This window comes from Cohnella abietis (assembly GCF_004295585.1).
GTDB lineage: Bacteria > Bacillota > Bacilli > Paenibacillales > Paenibacillaceae > Cohnella > Cohnella abietis.
The window spans coordinates 2,774,434-2,793,006 of sequence record NZ_AP019400.1 but is presented as its reverse complement, the minus strand read 5'-3'; the positions used below and the strand labels follow the sequence as shown (position 1 = coordinate 2,793,006).

At 44.1% G+C, this 18,573-nt stretch carries 14 protein-coding genes and 3 pseudogenes; 1 reads left to right on the top strand and 16 read right to left on the bottom strand.

The features are described from left to right. Window positions 1-68: 68 nt before the first annotated feature. The 9 genes and pseudogenes from KCTCHS21_RS11710 to KCTCHS21_RS11675 form a co-directional block, all read right to left on the bottom strand. Window positions 69-734: an SOS response-associated peptidase gene (locus KCTCHS21_RS11710; protein WP_130607930.1), complete on the bottom strand. Its 666-nt coding sequence runs from the start codon at window positions 732-734 to the stop codon at window positions 69-71. A gap of 76 nt (window positions 735-810) precedes the next feature. Then, entirely contained in the window at window positions 811-1,977 is a 1,167-nt protein-coding gene (locus tag KCTCHS21_RS11705) for an MFS transporter (RefSeq protein WP_232058168.1), read from the bottom strand. Window positions 1,978-2,164: 187 nt separating this feature from the next. Further along, window positions 2,165-2,853, bottom strand: a pseudogene (locus KCTCHS21_RS11700) (PhzF family phenazine biosynthesis protein). Window positions 2,854-2,973: 120 nt separating this feature from the next. Then, window positions 2,974-3,162, bottom strand: a pseudogene (locus KCTCHS21_RS11695) (YiaA/YiaB family inner membrane protein); the annotation flags it as partial. 60 nt (window positions 3,163-3,222) lie between these two features. After that, window positions 3,223-3,387, bottom strand: a pseudogene (locus KCTCHS21_RS31695) (YiaA/YiaB family inner membrane protein); the annotation flags it as partial. A gap of 202 nt (window positions 3,388-3,589) precedes the next feature. After that, window positions 3,590-4,432 carry a DegV family protein gene (locus KCTCHS21_RS11690; RefSeq protein ID WP_130607924.1) on the bottom strand — a complete coding sequence of 281 codons (843 nt, stop codon included), beginning with the start codon at window positions 4,430-4,432 and terminating at the stop codon, window positions 3,590-3,592. Between the two features lie 81 nt (window positions 4,433-4,513). Then, window positions 4,514-5,956 carry a nicotinate phosphoribosyltransferase gene (locus tag KCTCHS21_RS11685; RefSeq protein ID WP_130607920.1) on the bottom strand — a complete coding sequence of 481 codons (1,443 nt, stop codon included), beginning with the start codon at window positions 5,954-5,956 and terminating at the stop codon, window positions 4,514-4,516. Window positions 5,957-6,005: 49 nt separating this feature from the next. Further along, a complete protein-coding gene (locus KCTCHS21_RS11680) occupies window positions 6,006-6,545 on the bottom strand; it encodes a cysteine hydrolase family protein (protein WP_130607917.1) in 540 nt (179 codons plus the stop codon). Window positions 6,546-6,722: 177 nt separating this feature from the next. Continuing rightward, complete coding sequence (locus tag KCTCHS21_RS11675; protein WP_130607914.1) at window positions 6,723-7,997, bottom strand: methyl-accepting chemotaxis protein; 1,275 nt, start codon at window positions 7,995-7,997, stop codon at window positions 6,723-6,725. A 143-nt stretch (window positions 7,998-8,140) separates the two neighbouring features. On the opposite strand from KCTCHS21_RS11675, the gene KCTCHS21_RS11670 reads away from it, so the two are divergent. Next, window positions 8,141-8,992: a metallophosphoesterase gene (locus KCTCHS21_RS11670; protein ID WP_130607911.1), complete on the top strand. Its 852-nt coding sequence runs from the start codon at window positions 8,141-8,143 to the stop codon at window positions 8,990-8,992. A gap of 745 nt (window positions 8,993-9,737) precedes the next feature. Here KCTCHS21_RS11670 and efeB read toward each other — a convergent pair. The 7 genes from efeB to KCTCHS21_RS11635 all read right to left on the bottom strand — a co-directional run bounded on the left by efeB (window position 9,738) and on the right by KCTCHS21_RS11635 (window position 18,573). Continuing rightward, window positions 9,738-10,976: an iron uptake transporter deferrochelatase/peroxidase subunit gene (gene efeB, locus KCTCHS21_RS11665; protein ID WP_130607908.1), complete on the bottom strand. Its 1,239-nt coding sequence runs from the start codon at window positions 10,974-10,976 to the stop codon at window positions 9,738-9,740. Window positions 10,977-10,999: 23 nt separating this feature from the next. After that, on the bottom strand, window positions 11,000-12,175 hold the full coding sequence (gene efeO, locus KCTCHS21_RS11660; protein ID WP_130607905.1) for an iron uptake system protein EfeO: 1,176 nt from the start codon (window positions 12,173-12,175) through the stop codon (window positions 11,000-11,002). Window positions 12,176-12,193: 18 nt separating this feature from the next. After that, the gene (locus KCTCHS21_RS11655) at window positions 12,194-13,720 is read right to left on the bottom strand and encodes an FTR1 family iron permease (RefSeq protein WP_130607902.1); all 1,527 of its coding nucleotides are present in this window, start codon (window positions 13,718-13,720) and stop codon (window positions 12,194-12,196) included. Between the two features lie 239 nt (window positions 13,721-13,959). Next, window positions 13,960-14,487, bottom strand: a complete 528-nt coding sequence (locus KCTCHS21_RS11650; protein WP_130607899.1) for a hypothetical protein — start codon at window positions 14,485-14,487, stop codon at window positions 13,960-13,962. 208 nt (window positions 14,488-14,695) lie between these two features. Beyond that, complete coding sequence (locus tag KCTCHS21_RS11645; RefSeq protein WP_130607896.1) at window positions 14,696-15,748, bottom strand: NAD(P)/FAD-dependent oxidoreductase; 1,053 nt, start codon at window positions 15,746-15,748, stop codon at window positions 14,696-14,698. A 34-nt stretch (window positions 15,749-15,782) separates the two neighbouring features. Further along, window positions 15,783-17,498 (bottom strand): ABC transporter ATP-binding protein, encoded by a 1,716-nt coding sequence (locus KCTCHS21_RS11640; RefSeq protein ID WP_130607893.1) that lies wholly within the window; start codon window positions 17,496-17,498, stop codon window positions 15,783-15,785. 40 nt (window positions 17,499-17,538) lie between these two features. Further along, on the bottom strand, window positions 17,539-18,573 hold the full coding sequence (locus KCTCHS21_RS11635; protein ID WP_130607890.1) for a FecCD family ABC transporter permease: 1,035 nt from the start codon (window positions 18,571-18,573) through the stop codon (window positions 17,539-17,541).

Sequence of the window (18,573 nt, the reverse complement as noted above, 5' to 3'; positions counted from 1 at the left end):
TACGCAAAAGGGGCTCACAGGCATTACCCCGTGAACCCCTTTTTTCGCACATCCTGCTACGTCAAAAGCTAAATTTTAATTAGAGACAGCGATGGGTGGATTTCTTCAATACAATCCGGTGTCTCAAGCATCCTATTTTCGATAAAAGGACTGACAGAGTAGCTCCTCAAGTCTGCGTCTGGAAGTGCGCGAAGAAGGGTATGTAGCACCTCAGATCTTGTTTCGCTAGGATTAAGCCACGTCTCAATCGCCTCTTCATCTAAAATTACCGGTAAAGAATAATCCCTATAAAAAGAAGAATCTTGGGTAATGACAGTACACATCGGAAATTCGTTCTTTTCAGAATCAAGCCACACATCATAAATGCCAGGCATTGCAAAGGTAGATTTGTTCTTATGAACGACTCTCCAAGCGCTTTTGCTTTTTCCTTCCTGCTTCATAACATAAAAGCCACTACATGGAATAATGCATCTTTTCTTAGTCAGCATATTACGCAAATAGGTCCTGTCACTGAGCGTATCCAAGTTTGCGTTGATCGAGTTTTTCCCCCAATAAGGCATCAAGCCCCACCGTTGCTCACTTAAGCAGCGCTCTCCCCCTATCTGCTGAACAATCGGAATTTGCTGCGTTGGCGAAATATTATAACGCCTCGAGTAGGGAGTTTGTACCTTATCTATGCGGAAATCCTCTGTCAAATCAGACAGGTCCGCTGTTAGTGAAAATCGATTACACATCAATATCAGCTCATTCCTACGAATTTATTTAGTTTCAGTGTGAGCTGATATGAGGAAAATTATGTATCGATAGTTCTTAAGCATTCTTAAGATTATTACGCATGAACAACCAGCTTAGAAGAGGTGAGCTACCTGTAATAAGCAGCATCCAATTAATGACTGTTGGTGCACTGCTGATATAGAGCGTAACGATAAAAATAACCATGCCCACAATTCGGCCTGCATTAAGAGCAAGCTCTCTCATGACAATATATTCAACCCTTTGCCGCGCGCTTTCTTCATTTTTTCCGATAATATCGAATACTGCAGAGGTCATGGGTATAGTGTAAAGGGGAAGGAAAAGTGCAACGCCTATTCCAAAAATTAACAAGGTTGTATAGCTAATGCCGAAGAAAAACGGGACAATAACTATCGTAATAAGGATCGAGCCAATGAGCATACCCCACCCACGCCAAGCTGGCTTTAGCCATTTTCCCACCACATAGAAGCTGACAAAACCGACTGCTGAGGTAATCAATGCGAAATTGCCTAGCTGCAATTCGCTGCCGGTCTGAATGTACACTAGAACCCCGATTATGATGCCAAAAATACTTTCTCGAAGCCCTTGTGCAGCAAGCGCTACTACTATCGGCCTCCATGACGCATGCGGCTTCCTTAAAGCTCGAAGCGTTAGCAGCCAATCGTAGCTCCCTTCTGTCGTTCTTTTGTGCAAGAGAAAGCTAACCCCAATCCCCGCTAAAAATAACCCAAATGAAATCATAAATACGACCCGATATCCACTCTCGCCCGCCATCCGTGAAATCAAAAATCCCGAACACCAAGGAGCAATCATGCCAACAATTGAGCCGATAACTCCTGCCCATCCATTAAAGCGATCGCGGTTAGCTGCATTCGTTGCTTCGAAATAAATGACGTTAAAGGTCAACCAAAACAGCCCGAATGCAATCCCCTGAACGACACCTAGCAGCCAAAAATATTGGATTGCGCTCTTGCCAAGCAGAAGCACTAGACCATAGAACGCGGCGGATACGCCTATGCCAGCTCTCAGAATAATCATTTTGTTGCCTTCTTTGACACCGTTTCCCGCTATCCAGAATGTCAGTGCCATGAAGACATGTGTAAGCAATGTAAACCAGCCAAGCAAAACAAAATCGCTGCTTTCTTTCCACAAATACACACCTAAAAAGGTTCCCGACAAAGCATTCGCAGTAATAAAAAGGCCATTAACTACCAGCAGCAGCACAGTCTGTTTATCCAGCTTACTGCTATTTGAAGTGACATTATTCTGTTGTATACCTATCCTCTCCTTACCCTCTCAACAGCGCTCGTTATGAGCTACTCCGTTAGACTGGCTTAAGAGCACTAAAATATACAAAAATGGCTCACCTCAGCAGGTAGCCATTTCGAATGCGGCTTTTAGAAGCCACCAATTACACATACTCAATGTGTAAATCTTTTACATAAACTGCTGTTCCAGAAATAAACACTTCCAACAGATCGGACTCTGCTCGGTTTACTTCGACGTGCACTCTGCCCTCTTTCCCTACTTCCTGTCCCTGTTCCACATCAAACACAATTGAGTCTAAGCTTGGATTAAGAAATTTTAAGAAATAAGACCCCATAACCCCTGATGCAGTCCCTGTAACTGGATCTTCGATTGTTCCGGAGAAGGGGGAAGAGAAATGTCTAGCGTGCATAAATGATTTCAAATCATAGGCTTGCAAGCAAAACGGGTGGATTGATGATTTAGGCAGCTCAGTTAAAATCTCTGGGAACATTGCGTTTATTGGCTTCATTTTACTAAAGCTTTCTATATTTTTAATTGGGATTAATAATGTCCATGCTCCCGTGCTTCCATAAACGATAGGTTTGTCTTCATCTATGCCATAGTTGCATGCCCACATAGGTTTATCTCATGTCCCGGGGTAAAATATCTTAATCTCAAATCAGCTACTTGTGAGTCCACTACAAACACTGTTTCATTGAAGCCGACCTCGTAAGCAATGGATTGCATATCCTTCTCGCTCAACTGTGAAGCATCCAATACGACTCCCGCAGGATTCCCTTTATTGGGTTGATCTGAAAAGGCATCGTAATGTAGTACTGTTACATTTTTCAATGGTTTATCTCCCTTTCAAATCAATTCATGGGGAATCGTTAAACTCACTAATAAAAAATCCTCTCACTGACATTCAACGAATGCTTAGGGAGAGGATTTATTCTGTATTATTTTACCACATTATGCTTCGTAATTGTCGTTGTTTATTTTATCTTCCTCATTATCACGAACTGTCTTCTGAAGCACTAGGCTAGTGACAATTAGGAATGCAGCTGCAATTGCGTAGTAGCCTACAACGTAGAACGGCTCTTCCAATGTTGTTAGTCCTATGAATTCGAACAGAATGGCAAGAATGAAGCCGATCCAAGATAAAAATGTGAATGCCGACGTATTCCGCTTGCGGTGCTGATAGTTCTGCTCTCTAAGATAATTGTCCTCGTCGTTATCTCTTATGACCTTCTGAAGAACGAAGGAAGTAATAATGAGTAGAATAGCGACTGCTGCGTAATAACCTCTGACAGAAAGCGGTTGTTTCAAGGAATAGATTCCACCAAACTCAAATCCGAAAGCAAGAATAAATGCACCCCAAGCCATAAAAGTATAAGTTGGTGTATTCCGGCGGCGATAAAAGTTTGCACGTCTAGGTGTATGATTTACGTTAGCAGTATGATTTACGTTTGTAGTATTATTTTCCATGATATTATCCTCCTAATGAATGGCTTTGTTGTTTCGTTAAAGCAATCATATAGGGAATAAGACATAGGGAATAGTACTAACTTCTTATAGTACCTGCCAACTACTCAAGATAATACATAAAGCTGATAGCACCTACACCAGTGTGTGTACTAATAACAGGTGTCGTGTCCTCAATATTGATTTTATCGTAGCCCGTCAATTCTATAATAGCTTCCTTCAGCTTAGTCGCCAGTTCAAAGCCTTCTGCATGAACGATCCCGACGCCCTTGATCGTTTTCCCCTTCACATCCTCTGTGAATTGCTTCGCAAGGTACGTAATGATATGTGCACGGCTTCTTACCTTGGCAACAGGAGTATACTCCCCACCCGCAAGCGACGCGATGATTTTGATCTTAAGCAAGGAGCCTATCCACGCTCTCCCTTTGCCAATCCTGCCGCCCTTGACCAGATTATCTAGCGTATCCACTACGACGTAAAGCTGGGTTTGCAGCCGAATTTCCTCAAGTCGGGCCACAATGTCTACCATGCTCCTGCCTTCCCTCGCCATGGTCGCCGCTTCTAGTACCTGAAAGGATAACGCCTTGGAAATATAACGGGAATCTACAACTCTGACATTCGTTTCTGACATCTCTGCAGCTATAGAGGCTGAGCGGACAGTACCACTCATTCCTCCAGTCATATGGATGGAGAGTACCTCGTAGCCCTCGTTGCCCAGTCGATCATAAACCTCTAGAAATGCGCCAGTTGATGGCTGCGAGCTCTTAGGGAGCTCCTTGGATTGCTTCATTTTCTCTATAAACTCAACAGGTGTAATATCAACACGGTCTATATATGTTTTATTGTCGATACAGATGGTCAAAGGAACAACCTCGATACCGAATTCCTTTATACTCTCATCAGACAAATCCACTGTTGAATCTGTTACTATTTTAATTTTGCTCACGGGGGTCATCCTGCTTTCACCAAGTCTCGTGGTTTGTGTTATTTATGTCATTACTGAACAAGCCTAGTTGATAGTACGTTACTAATGCTGATATTGTTTCAATAATTTCATTCTCAGCTCCAAAATTGCCGGACTAAAGTTGATTCGGTACATCTCCGGATTAAGCTTTCGCAAATATTCGGGCCAGAATAACGCCATTTGCTTCTGATGATAGCTGCGTATTTCCTCTAAGCTTGGCAAACGATATTCAAGCTTTCCATTTTTGAATATCGGCTGTAGTAGAGGTATGGCCTCATAGCTTTCAATCTTTTTAACCATATGAGGATGAAGAGGGTCAACTAGCTTGATAGCCTCGCCGTTCGGGAAGTCCGATTCATCAGGCAAGCTCATGTAGTCTGCTTCCGCCATCCCCGTTTGCTTGTTGATGATCCGGAACACTTCTTTAATACCTGGATTTGATATTTTCTCAGGATTACCCGAAATCTTAATTACAGGTACATATCCTTCTTCCTTCTCACGAGCGACTAGCTTGTAGACTCCGCCTAACGAAGGCTGATCGAAAGCAGTAATTAACTGAGTTCCTACGCCCCAAATATCGATTTTGGCTCCTTGGGCTTTAAGCTCAGAAATAATGTTCTCGTCCAGATCATTCGATGCAACAATTTTCACATAAGGTAGCTGTGCCTCATCCAGCATAGCTCTTGCCCGCTTTGATAAATAAGCTAGATCTCCGCTATCTAAGCGAATGCCCTTTAATTTCTTACCGCGCTGTTCCAGCTCCTTGGCGATTATGATCGCGTTCGGAACACCACTTTTCAACGTATCATACGTATCAACTAGCAGAGTAACATGATCAGGCATCACTTCCGCATATTTACGAAAAGCCTCCACCTCAGAATCATGTCCTTGAATCCAAGCATGAGCATGAGTACCAGAGGTCGGGATTCCAAACATCATTCCTGCACGCATATTAGATGTAGCATGAAACCCGGCTATATAGGTAGCCCTTGCTCCCCAAACCGCTGCATCCGCTTCCTGCGCCCGTCTCGTTCCGAATTCAAGCAGCTTATCACCCTTAGCTACCCGCTGTATTCTTGACGCCTTCGTCGCAATCAACGTTTGATAGTTCATAAAATTGAGCATGGCTGTCTCAATTAGCTGTGCCTCGAACACTCTTGCTTCTATCCGAAAAAGTGGCTCATTAGGAAAGACAAGCGTGCCCTCTTGCATAGCAAATAGATTTCCTGTGAAACGAAACCTTCTTAGCTCCTCAAAGAATTCCTCTTCATATTGCTCTTCCTGTGTGCGCAAAAATGCAATTTCATCGTCACCAAAGGCTAAACTGCTGATGTATTTAACCATCCGCTCCAATCCCGCGAAGACGGCATAACCATTTCCAAAGGGGAGCTTGCGGAAATAGGCCTCGAACACAACCTTCTCGTTCATCGAGCCTTGCTTCCAGTGGGCATACATCATATTTATTTGATATTTGTCGGTATGAAGTGTTAAGTTAGTTTCGTTCATGGGGGTCACTCTCCATTGCAGTATGAGTTTGTAAAATAATGACTAGCTATTACTTGCTTACGACCGTTGCGCCAAGCGTTTGTTCGAAATGACCGATAGCCCAGTCGTGCCCAGGCTGATTAAAGCTAGCTACTGCATCCTGGTGAATAACAATTCGGAAGCCCTTATTGTAAGCATCTACGGCAGTATGCAAAACACAGATATCCGTACATACTCCCACAAGATGAATCTCTTCAATCCCCCTTGTGCGGAGCTGTAACTCTAGATCAGTTCCACAAAATGCACTATATCTCGTTTTATCCATCCAATAAACCAATTGCTTGTTGTCAGAGTACCAGCTTCCTAACTGTCCATAAAGGTCTCTTCCAGCTGTTCCTCGAATATTGTGCGGCGGAAAAAGCTTCGTTTCGGGATGAAATACATCTTCCTCCTCATGTAAATCAACGGCCATAACAATGAAGTCCTTTTGCTCAGCGAACTGCTTTGTTAGCTGTACAATTCGTTGTTCAATATCTATTCCGGGCTGTCCGACCGGTAGATTTCCCACTACAAAGTCCACCGTGTAGTCAATGACAATAATAGCCTTCATCTGGGCACGCTCCTTGTATCATTAATTTTTATATATAATGTCGATTTGATATTATCATTATGATTGTATATATCGGATTTGTCAAGGTTTTGCAAAAAAAAGCTATCCCCTCGGCCCTTCAACCTTGGGAATAGCTAATCTATGTAACGTAATACATGCAGCTGAATGCCATAACTATTATGACCGGAAATAATCAGCTTTACTACGAAGCTCGGATGATTTCGCTCTTAGATTGTCTGTCGAAGCTGATATTTCCTGCATAACTGCTGTCTGTTCTTCAGAAGCCGAGAACACCTGCTGGGCCCCGAGTCGAATTTGCTCCGCGACTTGGGCAATTCGGCGTGCTTCATTTAATTGTTCAGTAGCTTGCCTGGCTTGCAGCGTTAAGCCGCTTGCTACAGCTTCGACGATAGTAACGACCTGCTCGGCTTCCATGTTCACATCATGGAAAGCTGTGGCAAATTGTTCGCCCATCTTAGCTTCCCGCTCCGAAACCTCATACTGTGTGCGAATATGTCCGACTGCCCTTGTCACTTCACCTTGAATTTGTCTAATAAGTCCTCGTATTGTCTTGACTGAGCCCGCGCTTTCGTCCGCAAGAGACTTGACGGCTTGTGCCACTACATCGAATCCTCGTCCCTCTTCTCCCGCCCTTGCCGCCTCGATGGAAGCATTCAATGCTAGCAAATGAGTCTGGTCCGCAATGTCTCCGACAACATTAGATATCGTGCCTATTTCATTGGCATAGCTACTAAGCTGCGCTACAACATCCATTGCTTCACGATTAAGCTCAGACAATTGATGCATTCCAGCAATGAGGGAGTGGAATACCTCTTCACTTTGCTTCGCTGATCGATTCATTTGCCATGCTCTATCCCGTGCGTTGGCAGCTTCCTCACTCATCCTATCGGCGGCTACAGATAAAGCCTCTGCCTTATGGTGCATTAGTTCTGCAGAATCTGCTTGTGTTTGCGTGCCAGACGTAATCGCTTCTGACTCATCTGTCATTTGCTCAATTTGCCCTGTCGCCTGTCCAATCGCATCCTGCAGTTCCTTAACGTGTGAGTCAGTCTGCCGAGTGTTATCCTTAATTCCAGCAATAATTGTTCGCAATTGATCCAGCATGAATGTAAAGGCTTCTCCAAGTGCCTGCATCTCATCATTGGAAGGTTGAGTAACGACTTTCACACCAAGATTTCCTTTGGCTGCCTCCTGAGCGGCTAGCGTTAGGCCCAGAAGAGGACGTAACAGCCACCTCGCTGCGAAAAAACCGAATAACCCAGTCCAGAATACTCCGAACAGAAGCGTAAGAAGAACGAACAGCCAACCAGGTAAGAAAGTAAATTGATCCTTCAGAACCAATAGAAAAAACGCGCTTGTCCCATAAGTTACCGACGAGGCTAACGTAATGCCGATGACCATCTTCTTAACAATTCCAAATTGGGAATTCATGCTGGCTCTCCTCCGTTGCCTAAATGTCCTCCCATTTAACCATGTATACTGTCATGACTACTATGACTAATATCACACCGACTTTCTTTCATTCCTTTTCTCCACATGTTACCTTAATATAGGAATAGAAAGGATGATCGTTCATGCTCATATATCTGATCTTCGGATTCGTTATCATAAGTATATTAATATGTACTTATGGAGTATTTATTGAGCCTAGGAGACTTACGATTTCTAGACATACGATCTCATCTCCCTTAATCCCTGAAGGCTTTCATGGCATAACTATCGTGCAATTTAGCGACACTCACATCGGTCCTCATTACTCACTCCAGCAGCTTGATGAATTGATTACCGCTATTAATTCGTTACAGCCCGATATTGTCGTCTTCACTGGTGACCTCTTCGATTCACGGGGTAAAACGAATGCTACGGACAACGATCCAACATCTATCCTTGCTCGAATCCACGCACCCCTCGGCAAATTCGCTGTCTACGGTAACCATGATTTTGGCTATACAAGGAAAATTCGTACATCAGGGTCCTTTCTTAATCAAGCCGGATTTAAGGTTATAATCAATGATCTACTGAAGGTTAGATTGCCTGCCGGAGAATTCATTACAATAGCAGGCTTAGACGACTATGTACTAGGTCAGCCTGCAGCGAGAAAAACGCTCTCTGCATTAAAGCAGGAAGGCTTTAATTTACTACTCACTCATGAACCAGACGTCGCTGACAGTCTAGCCCAATATCCTGTTGATCTGCAGTTATCTGGACATAGTCATGGCGGTCAGGTCCATCTACCTATTCTAGGAGCGTTAATACGAACATCCTTAGGTAGAAGGTATGTTAGAGGAATGTACTCCATTCAAAGTAAAAGCCGAGGACTCCGTCCGTACTTACTGTTCGTCAATCGAGGGATCGGAACGACACGAATACGAATTCGCATAGGCAGTGCGCCAGAGCTATCGGTATTCACCTTAAATCGCGAGTAAGCCTTACTAAGTTCGGATAGCGAACTCAATGAGGCTAAGAACGCAATTTCAGCTAACGAATATCGTGAACAAAATCGCATGTTGGCACATCGGAGTTTATCCGTTCCATACACGGAACATGCGGCTTACGAACCCAATAACACTTATTTGCTCAAAATATGATGGTTTTATATTTTAAACATTCCAAACATCTTATATCCAGCAGAGTAGCTCCTTTCCTCCTCTAAATGACTCAATAACACCACTGGAGTTTAAAATAAATATGTAGCCATCTTATCGATAATAAGTACGATACAGTTCGTTAGCCAGAACACACAGCCCTTTCTTGTATGCGATAATGCAGTTCGGGGCGCGCTAGACAGACAGCGAGTTGCAGTAGGCAGAGGTATGCGGGGTAAAGAATTTGATCTAGTTTACTCATTTCACCTTTTTTACCTGCCCAAATTTTCACGAGCCCCTCTCCTCCCCGGACTTCCTGAGTAAACTACACATACCTGTCTGCCAACCCATATGTGTAGTTCATTCAGGAAGTTTAATTTGGAGGATCTCGTTAATCGATTCTGTCTGCCAACCCATATGTGTAGTTCACTCAGGAAGTTTAAATCGGAGGACCACGCAAACCGATCTTGACTCCCTTAGTACGGCGATACATGTTGTGTCGAGAGGTCGGATGAGGTTTAGGACAAAGTAAAAAGGCTGAGCAGAGAAAGCATCTGCCCAGCCTTTTGCCTAAGAAAACAAATAATTAAGATTCCAAAATACTCTGACCAATATATTGGCCTTCACGAAGCCCGCCTGGGCAAGCAAACAGAGCGCTTGCTACATGCGAGGTATACTCATTGAGCTTATCTTGGCTCTGCATCAGCTTTAGCATTGGTATAAGCTGTTCATCCGGATTCTTCTGATAGCTAATGAATAAGAGCCCCGCATTCACATTGCCGGTGCGAAGATCAACACCATCGGTGTAGGAGTAGCCCCGGCGATGAATAAGCTGCTTCGATTGCTTAGCCAGACGTACATGTGCACTTACTGGCATTTGTGCTGGATCAACCGTGTCGAATTCGTCTTTGGTGCCATAGGCGGCACCCGACTCCTTGTGACGACCGAAGGTGTCCTCCTGATCGGTTAACGATGATCTGTCCCACACCTCGAGCAACATTCGCACCTTGCGATAAGCCAAGTAAGTGCCGCCCTTCATCCAAGCAGGCTCATCTTCTCCTGCCCAGACGACATCATTGTAGCCAGCTGGTGTCTGATGAAGATTATTAGCTGTCCCATCCTTGAAGCCGAAGAGATTACGAGGAGTTTTACCCCCGCTGCCACTTATGAAGCCCTCTTGAATCCACTTAAGTGTAGCATATCCAGTTGAGAGCCTAATAAAATTCCGAACCGCATGGAAAGCGACCTGCTGATCCTCCGCGCACACTTGAACAATGACATCACCACCAGATTGAAGGTGATCCAGATTGTCCTTCGGCATCCGTGGAATATCCTTTAAGTAGCGAGGGCTTTTCGCTGATATACCAAACCGGTTCTTACCCTCCACACTGAAAAACGTAGGTCCAAAACCAAAGGTTACAGTTAGCTTCGATGCTGGCAAATCTAGCGTTTCTCCTGTATCACTTGGTGGCAGTAATGGATTATCACCTGTTTTCATCGTACCGCCTGAAGTACTCAAATCACTAAATCTCGTCCAGTCACGGAACAATCGAATAACAGCTGCCTTGTCTTCTGTCGTAATACGAAAGCTCGCCAAATACATATACGTCTGCTGAGGAGTAATAATGCCCGCCTGATGTTCACCGTACATCGGAATTGTATCCTCGGAAGGGTTACTTTCTGCAGCCGAAGTGCTCGCAGGACGAACAGCCCGCTCAATCGCCGATACTCCAGCCCCACCAATAGCTAGACCGACACCAGCCACAGCCGTCATTTTCAGAAAATCACGCCGTGTCATACCCTCTCGCTGTTTCTTCGAATCCATATAATCTCTCCTTCAATCGCGCCCTAGAGAATGCTTGCCGTTTGGGACATCAAGTTGGAAAGTTGGCTAATTTGATCGCTAATTAGTCGAATTTGCTCCGTCGTCAGCTTATCGTAGGTTACATATATTCCATTAGTTTGATGGCCTAGCAGCGTCTGCTCAAGCAACAGGAATTGCTTATCTAACTGATTAGCCAAATCTGGATTTTTCTCATTTAAGGCAGGAATAATAGCTAAGTATACCGTTTTGGAACCATAAACATTAGCATCAAAATCTACCAGATCCGTGTGAGAATAGATTTCCTCTTCACCTGTGATTTTGGAAATCGCCGCTTCATTAAGCAGCTCCATCGCGCCAGCTACCATTGCCTTTGGCTCTAATTCTAGCGTTTTGATCTTTTCCGCGAGCTCCTCAGTGTCTTTAACCAGCTGATCTGCGTATTTATCCATGCCCTCTAGCGAATTGTCTAACCAAAGTGCTTTTTCAATGCGATGGAATCCGCCCCAAGCTGCTTCATCCTCAGCATCGGCAAGACGTGCATCAATTCTCGGGTCAAGATCACCAAAGCTTTCGGCAATCGGCTCAATTCTCTCGAAGAACACACGGGCTTTTGGATATTCAAGCTTCGCCTGCTCGGCATTGCCCGCTTTGACAGCTTCAGCGAACACTTTCGTCTGACTGACCAGATTGTCAGCTTGTTCTTGAACGAACACTTTATAATTGGCGACTGCCTTAGTTAAAAGCTCCGAAGTGCTTCCCGTTGTTTCCTTAGCATTAAGTAGTGTTGTTAAAGCTTCCTGAAGCTTGCCAGCCGTTATTTTAAGAGCATCGAAATCTATTTTATCGTAAGCTGATGCCGAATAGATTGGAAGCTCGTATTTCTCTACTTCTGTATATTCGAGTGGGAATATTTGGCGAACAGAACTCTCGAAAGATATCCAAGCTTCGTTAATAGATTTACCTAGACGCTTAACCTCATCCGTGTCCTTCTTATCGATGGCTGCCTGTAGTTTAGTTGTTTCTTCCTGAAGCTTAATTGTTCCTTGCTGAATAGCACTTTTCTCAGTAGATGGTGCTTCACCGCTTTGCTGAGCACTTGTTTCGGTTGCTGCTGGTGCACTGTTATTATTTTTCCCGCAGGCGCTTAGCACCAATGTTGCCGCAAGTAATAGACATGCTAATTTATTGAATTTGTTCATTCTAATCTAGTCCCCCTGTTAGTTAACTTTTGAAACTGTAGTGCTTATTTTCTTGCTTTTACGCTTGCCGGTTGTTCCCTGTAAAATAACGACTGTAACTCCCACCAATAAAAACAGTAGCTGTGGGAGAGTGCTGTACCACGAAGGATACAAGCTAATCGACAAGCTCTCCGGCAAGTAGTCATGTACTGTTGAAGGTAATGCACCTGCCATCTGTAAACCATGAATACCTGAACCCATGAACTTAAAGCACAAATAAAACACAATGATGCTTGAGACAAGGAACACCGGGCGGACAGGCAGCTTTGTTCCGGCTTTGATCATGACTACTGCACACAATGCTAGAATACCGAACCCTGCGGCGATTCCTCCAGCTAGCTCTGCTCCTGACATTTTTCCAACCATACCCACGAGAAAAATGACTGTCTCCAGTCCTTCGCGTACAATGGCGAAGAACGCAAGCAGGCCGAGTGAAATCATTCTACCGCTAGTTAGAGCCTTCGTACTCTTCGATTCTAAAAAATGATTCCAGCGTTTAACATCAGAATTGCGATGCAGCCAATAGCTCACATATAGAAGCAGAATACTGGCTAGTACACCCGTCCAACCGTTAATAAGCGAATTGTTGCGCCCAAATGCTCCCGACGACAACACGAAGGCTACAACAAAGCCCACTCCGATACAAATTAAGCCGCCTGCTACCGAACCGCCAATTACCCACCGTCTAGCCGGCTTTGAATTGGATTTCTTGGTGTACATCAGTAATGTCCCAACGACAAGCAATGCCTCTAATCCTTCCCGCAGTGGAATTAAAGCTGCATCCCACCAGGAGTACTGCGCATCAATAAGCGGTGTTAGAGAGACAACCATCCTATCCACGATAGACTCAGCTTGCGTTTGCTTGCCACTGTTAGATAAGTAGGCATCCAACAACACCAGATCCCGTTCGGTGTTATTGTATACCGTTTGAGATTGGCTCACGATGTCCCCTTCGACAGATAGCCATTGACGCTGGAGCAATTTCACTTCGCTTAGCGCTTCCGACCATTCTTGCCGCTTCATGAGGTCTCCTGCCTGACGTAGCTTCATGACATATGCGCTTAAGGTCATCTGCTGCTTTCCGTCATTATCCAAATAGGCACCGTCCGAATAATTGCGTAGCGAGAACTTAAGAGCACCTGTTTCTTCCAATGCCTTTTGGGCATCTTTATTCAGAAAGGCTAGTGAGATGCTTGCAACCTGACGGTCAATCTCCAGTGCCATATCCAACGAGTTTTGTTTGACAGTTTTCTTGTTAACCGTCCACCATTTTTTAATCAATGCAAATACTTCAGATCCTTGCTCCAAATTCCCTGACTCAATATAAGCACCCATCTCATCAGCTTGCTTGATGGCTATTGAGATTTCATTAGTCGACTGCTCTGCAGTAAGACCATCTGCTGCCAAAACAGTTGAGTACGTTGAAAAGAAAAGTGCTAGGCTCAAAGCAAATGCACAAACCGCTGTGAAAAGCGAATTAGCATTCCACGGGCTCGTGCTTCTCATGCTAACTTCCTCCTTGAACTTACATGAAATAATAAACATAGCTTATAAATGATAATAATTCTCAATGCACAGAATAATTATAGTCATCCCGGTTCTCTCTGTCAATTACATCATTCACTATATTTGTAACCCATTATTTCTAGCATAAACGGCTTCGCTGTCTTTTGGTTAGCGGAAGAATGTTTATGTCGAAGGTTATTCAGAAATGGATATGGTGAAACTTATACATTCTGAATAACTCAATAATTTACGATATCCCAACGATGACGGTATTGCTCTAACTTTGGATGAATAATATGAGGCTCAGCTATCAAAATAAGTCGAATTTTCACAATCCACTCTTCAAACGATGCAAAAGAAGCAAACAAATTAGCCGTTTCTGGTGTAACAAATATAAAATGAGGGGCGGCCAGTGTTTCTGTCAAATGTCTAAGAGCAGAATCAATCGGCGTATATTTCTTTCTCTTTCCTTCCCAGCCATCTATCGTTGTTATCTTATTCCCTCGTTCTAGCAGCCATTCGTATAACCGCTTCTCCCTTTTATAATAAGGGCTTACCGCCGCCTTCTTAGACATTCTCCGCATAGTTTCCTCATGTATGGGATACAGCACCAGCTTCGTAAATGAACGTGCGACCGCACATTTCACTGCAAGATCTAACTCCGAATCAGTCGTTTCTTCAAACGTGTCATAAAATACCAATGTCCCTTTTTCACGATCTACTGGCGGCTCGTAGCCATAAGGAACGCTTTGCACAATGTTAGGCATAACCTGTCCTCCTCAGGAAGCTTTCGTATAGTGTCATCTTTTAACTACCCTAAACTCTCTGTACCCCTCATCTTAACCAGATGATCTGCCGTTATGCAACTCAGTTCCGTCACCCAACGTAAAAAGACTACCCCGAAGGGCAGTCTAAGATAATGGTTAGGCGGCCTTGCTATTGCTTAGCACGACTGCCTATCGAACAGTCGTAGTTTTATTCTTCCTCTTCTTCCTCCACTACTATGCCAAGTGCCTTGTTCTTCTCCTTAAACTTCTCATTATGTGAAGAAACATAAGCATACTTGTGAGCCTCCGGCTCCATGAACAGCTTAGCACTATTAAGTGCAAGAACACCGTCATTGAAGGTACCAGCAATTAGTCCAACCTTACTGCCATAGTTCACAGTATCGCCTGCTGCAAAGATCCCAGGAATGTTAGTACACATTCTCTCAGATACTTGAATGTTCCATTCTCCGATATCCAGTCCCCAATCCCTGATTGGACCGAAGTCAGACTTCATTCCATGATTAACAATAATAGCATCAACCTCTAATTGCTCCTGCTCTTCCGTTACCATATGAGTAATCGTTACCTCATCAATAACCGCTCCATCCTTACTATGGAGTTTCTCTACACGGTAAGGCACCAAGACATTTACACTTGATTCCTTCATCTTCTTTATGTTTCTTTCATGCCCGCCGAATTGTTCTCGTCTATGCACGACAGTTACACTAGCCGCAATTGGCTCTAATGCATTCGCCCAATCGACAGCAGAATCGCCACCGCCAGATATTAGTACACGCTTGTTCCTGAACGTCTCTAGCTCCTGAACAGTGTAGTATAGGTTCGTCACTTCATAACGATCGGCACCTTCAATTTCCAGCTTCGCCATCTTACGAATACCATATCCGATTGCTAGAATAACCGTCTTCGTCCAGTGCTGCTCACCATTAGTCGCTGTCAAAATCATCGTACCATCCGGCTGGTGCTCCAAGCCCGCGATTTGCTGACCGAGCACAATAGTCGGTTCGAAGGTTTGGGCTTGCTGCACCAATTGAGAAATAAGCTGCTCACATAGAATTGGGGTTACGCCGCCTACGTCCCAGATTACCTTCTCCGGATAGGTGAGCAGTCTACCACCCAGTTGGTCCTGTGCATCAATAATCTTAGTCTTCAAATCGCGCATGCCGCTGTAAAATGCTGTGTACATTCCAGCAGGTCCCCCGCCTATAATGGTCGTGTCGAATAGCTCTAATTGGTTTGTCATGCTTATTCCTCCAGTTACGTATCACAGCGATACGTTATGTGCTGAATTGCGCCTTATGCAGGCGACTGTAGACGCCTCCAGCTGCGACAAGCTCTTTATGCTGTCCTTGCTCAGTGATCCCTTCTTGCGTGACAACTACAATGCGATCTGCGTTCTTAATGGTCGCCAGTCGATGTGCAATAACAAGCGTAGTACGTCCTTCTGACAGTTCAGCTAGCGACTGCTGAATAACCGCTTCGGTTTCCGTATCTAGCGCAGATGTCGCTTCATCTAGTATTAGAATAGGTGGATTCTTAAGGAACATCCGAGCAATGGATAGCCGCTGCTTCTGTCCGCCAGATAGCTTCACTCCCCGCTCACCGATAACCGTATCCAATCCATCCGGCTGCGCCTGTATAAACTCACTAAGCTTCGCCCGACGGGCCGCTTCCCAAACCTCATGCTCTGTTGCACCTAGCTTGCCATATAGAATATTCTCACGAATGGTTCCAGCAAACAGGAATACATCTTGCTGTACAATACCGATTTGCGTTCGCAATGAGTGTAATTTAACATCGCGAATGTCTACGCCATCAATTGTAATCGCTCCTGAATTCACTTCGTAGAATCGTGGCAGCAGGCTACACAAGGTTGTTTTCCCCGCTCCTGAAGGACCGACAAAAGCTATAGTTTCTCCCTTGCGAATCGTTAGATCAATATTACTAAGTACATTTGAGCTTCCTTCATAGCCAAAGGAAATCTTATTGAATTTGATCTCATGCTGCAATTCTTTCAGATTCACTGCATTTGGAGCGTCAGAAACATCCGGCTCAGTATCAAGTAGCTCTACATAACGTTTGAAACCAGCAAACCCTTGCGGGTAGCTCTCAATAATAGCGTTAATCTTCTCAATGGGTCTGAAGAAAACATTGGTTAACAGTAGAAACCCGATAAACTGGCCATAAGTTAATTCACCTTCAATAACAAACCAAGTGCCGCATACCATCACGAACAATGTAACGAAGCGCATCATCATGTAGCTAATCGAGCCATTTTTAGCAATCAGCTTATAAGAGACCAGCTTCGTCTTACGAAACCTGCTGTTGTTAACGGCAAATTGATCCTTCTCATGCTCCTCGTTAGAGAACGCTTGAACAACGCGTATGCCTCCTACGTTGTCTTCCACTCTTGCATTAAAATCACCGATGTCGGTAAACAATTGGTCTATTGCTTTCGTCATCTTTCCGTTGAAGTAAACCACAAGCCAAATAATTGCTGGAACTATTATGAAGGTAAGTAAAGCAAGCTTCCAATTGATAAACATCATCAAGGTAAACGATCCAGCAAGTGTCATCACGGCAATAAACAGATCTTCTGGACCGTGATGGGCCATTTCACCGATTTGCATCATATCATTGGTCAGCCTCGACATGAGATGCCCTGTTTTGGTGTTATCAAAAAATCGAAATGACAGCTTCTGAATATGGTCAAACAATTTTTTACGCATATCTGTTTCAATATTAATACCAAGCATATGTCCCCAATAATTGACGACATAGAGCAAAAATGTATTAAAGATATATAAGGCCAATAGGCCGATTGAAGCCCAAACAATTAAATCCCATTTTCCACCTGGTAGAAGATCATCTACAAAACGGTTAACGACAAGTGGGAAACCAAGCTCTATTAATCCTGCAAGTATCGCACAGCCAAAGTCGATTAAAAACAATCTCTTGTATGGCTGATAGTATGCAAAAAAGCGATGAATCATTATTTTTTACGACTCCTTTATTACTTCGGGTATGAATTTCTTATGATTTCGCTTTAGCCAATAAGTATAGGAAATATGGCGCACCAATGACAGCAACGACTATACCTGTAGGAATTTCCGATGGCTGCAATATCCAGCGTCCGAGCGTATCCGCTGTTATAACTAAGAGAGCTCCAGTTAAAGCTGAAACAGGAAGCAGCATCTGGTGCTTAGGTCCAACCAAACGTCGTCCCAAATGTGGACCAATGAGTCCGACAAATCCGATACCTCCGCTTACAGCAACACAAGACGCTGCAAGACCAACCGCTGCTGCAAGTAATATGAGTCGTTCCTTCTCAACTGAAGCTCCAAGTCCTTTAGCCAAATGATCTCCTAAGCTTAGTACATTCAGAGCTCTTGCTTTGAGAATGACAAATGGAACTAGTATCAAAATCCATGGCAGCAATGCCAGTACAAACTTCCAGCTTGTACCCCAAATACTTCCTGCCATCCATGTTGCAACAAACTGATACTTGTCAGGGCTTAACCGCAGTGTCAGTACGATTGTAGCTGCGCTAATACCTGCAGCTACAGCTATACCTGTAAGCAGTAACCGAGTTGGCGATATGCCATGATGCCGTTTGTACGCAAGGGTGTATATGAGTGTGGCTGTTAGCCCTGCACCGACTAAAGCGAGTACCGGAAGCAAATATACCGGAGCCGCTGCAGTCGAAGGATAGAAGGAAATAAACAGCATTACCATGAGCCCCGCACCAGCATTAATACCTAGAATACCGGGATCGGCTAGAGCATTTCGGGAAATCCCTTGCATAACGCAACCAGAGATTGCCAGTCCAGCACCTATAAGCAAAGATATTACAATTCGTGGGAGCCTAAATTCAAACAAAATAAGCGATTGCTTTTCAGTTCCCATACCGAATAAGGTTTGAACCAAAATCTTCGGGGACAGACGTATGTAACCAGTATTCATACTAATAATAAAAACAATGACAATAAGAATTCCGAGCACCGTTAACACTGTAATGCTCCGTTTTCTTTGACGCTGTTCGGAAAGATTTAACGATACATCCTTCAT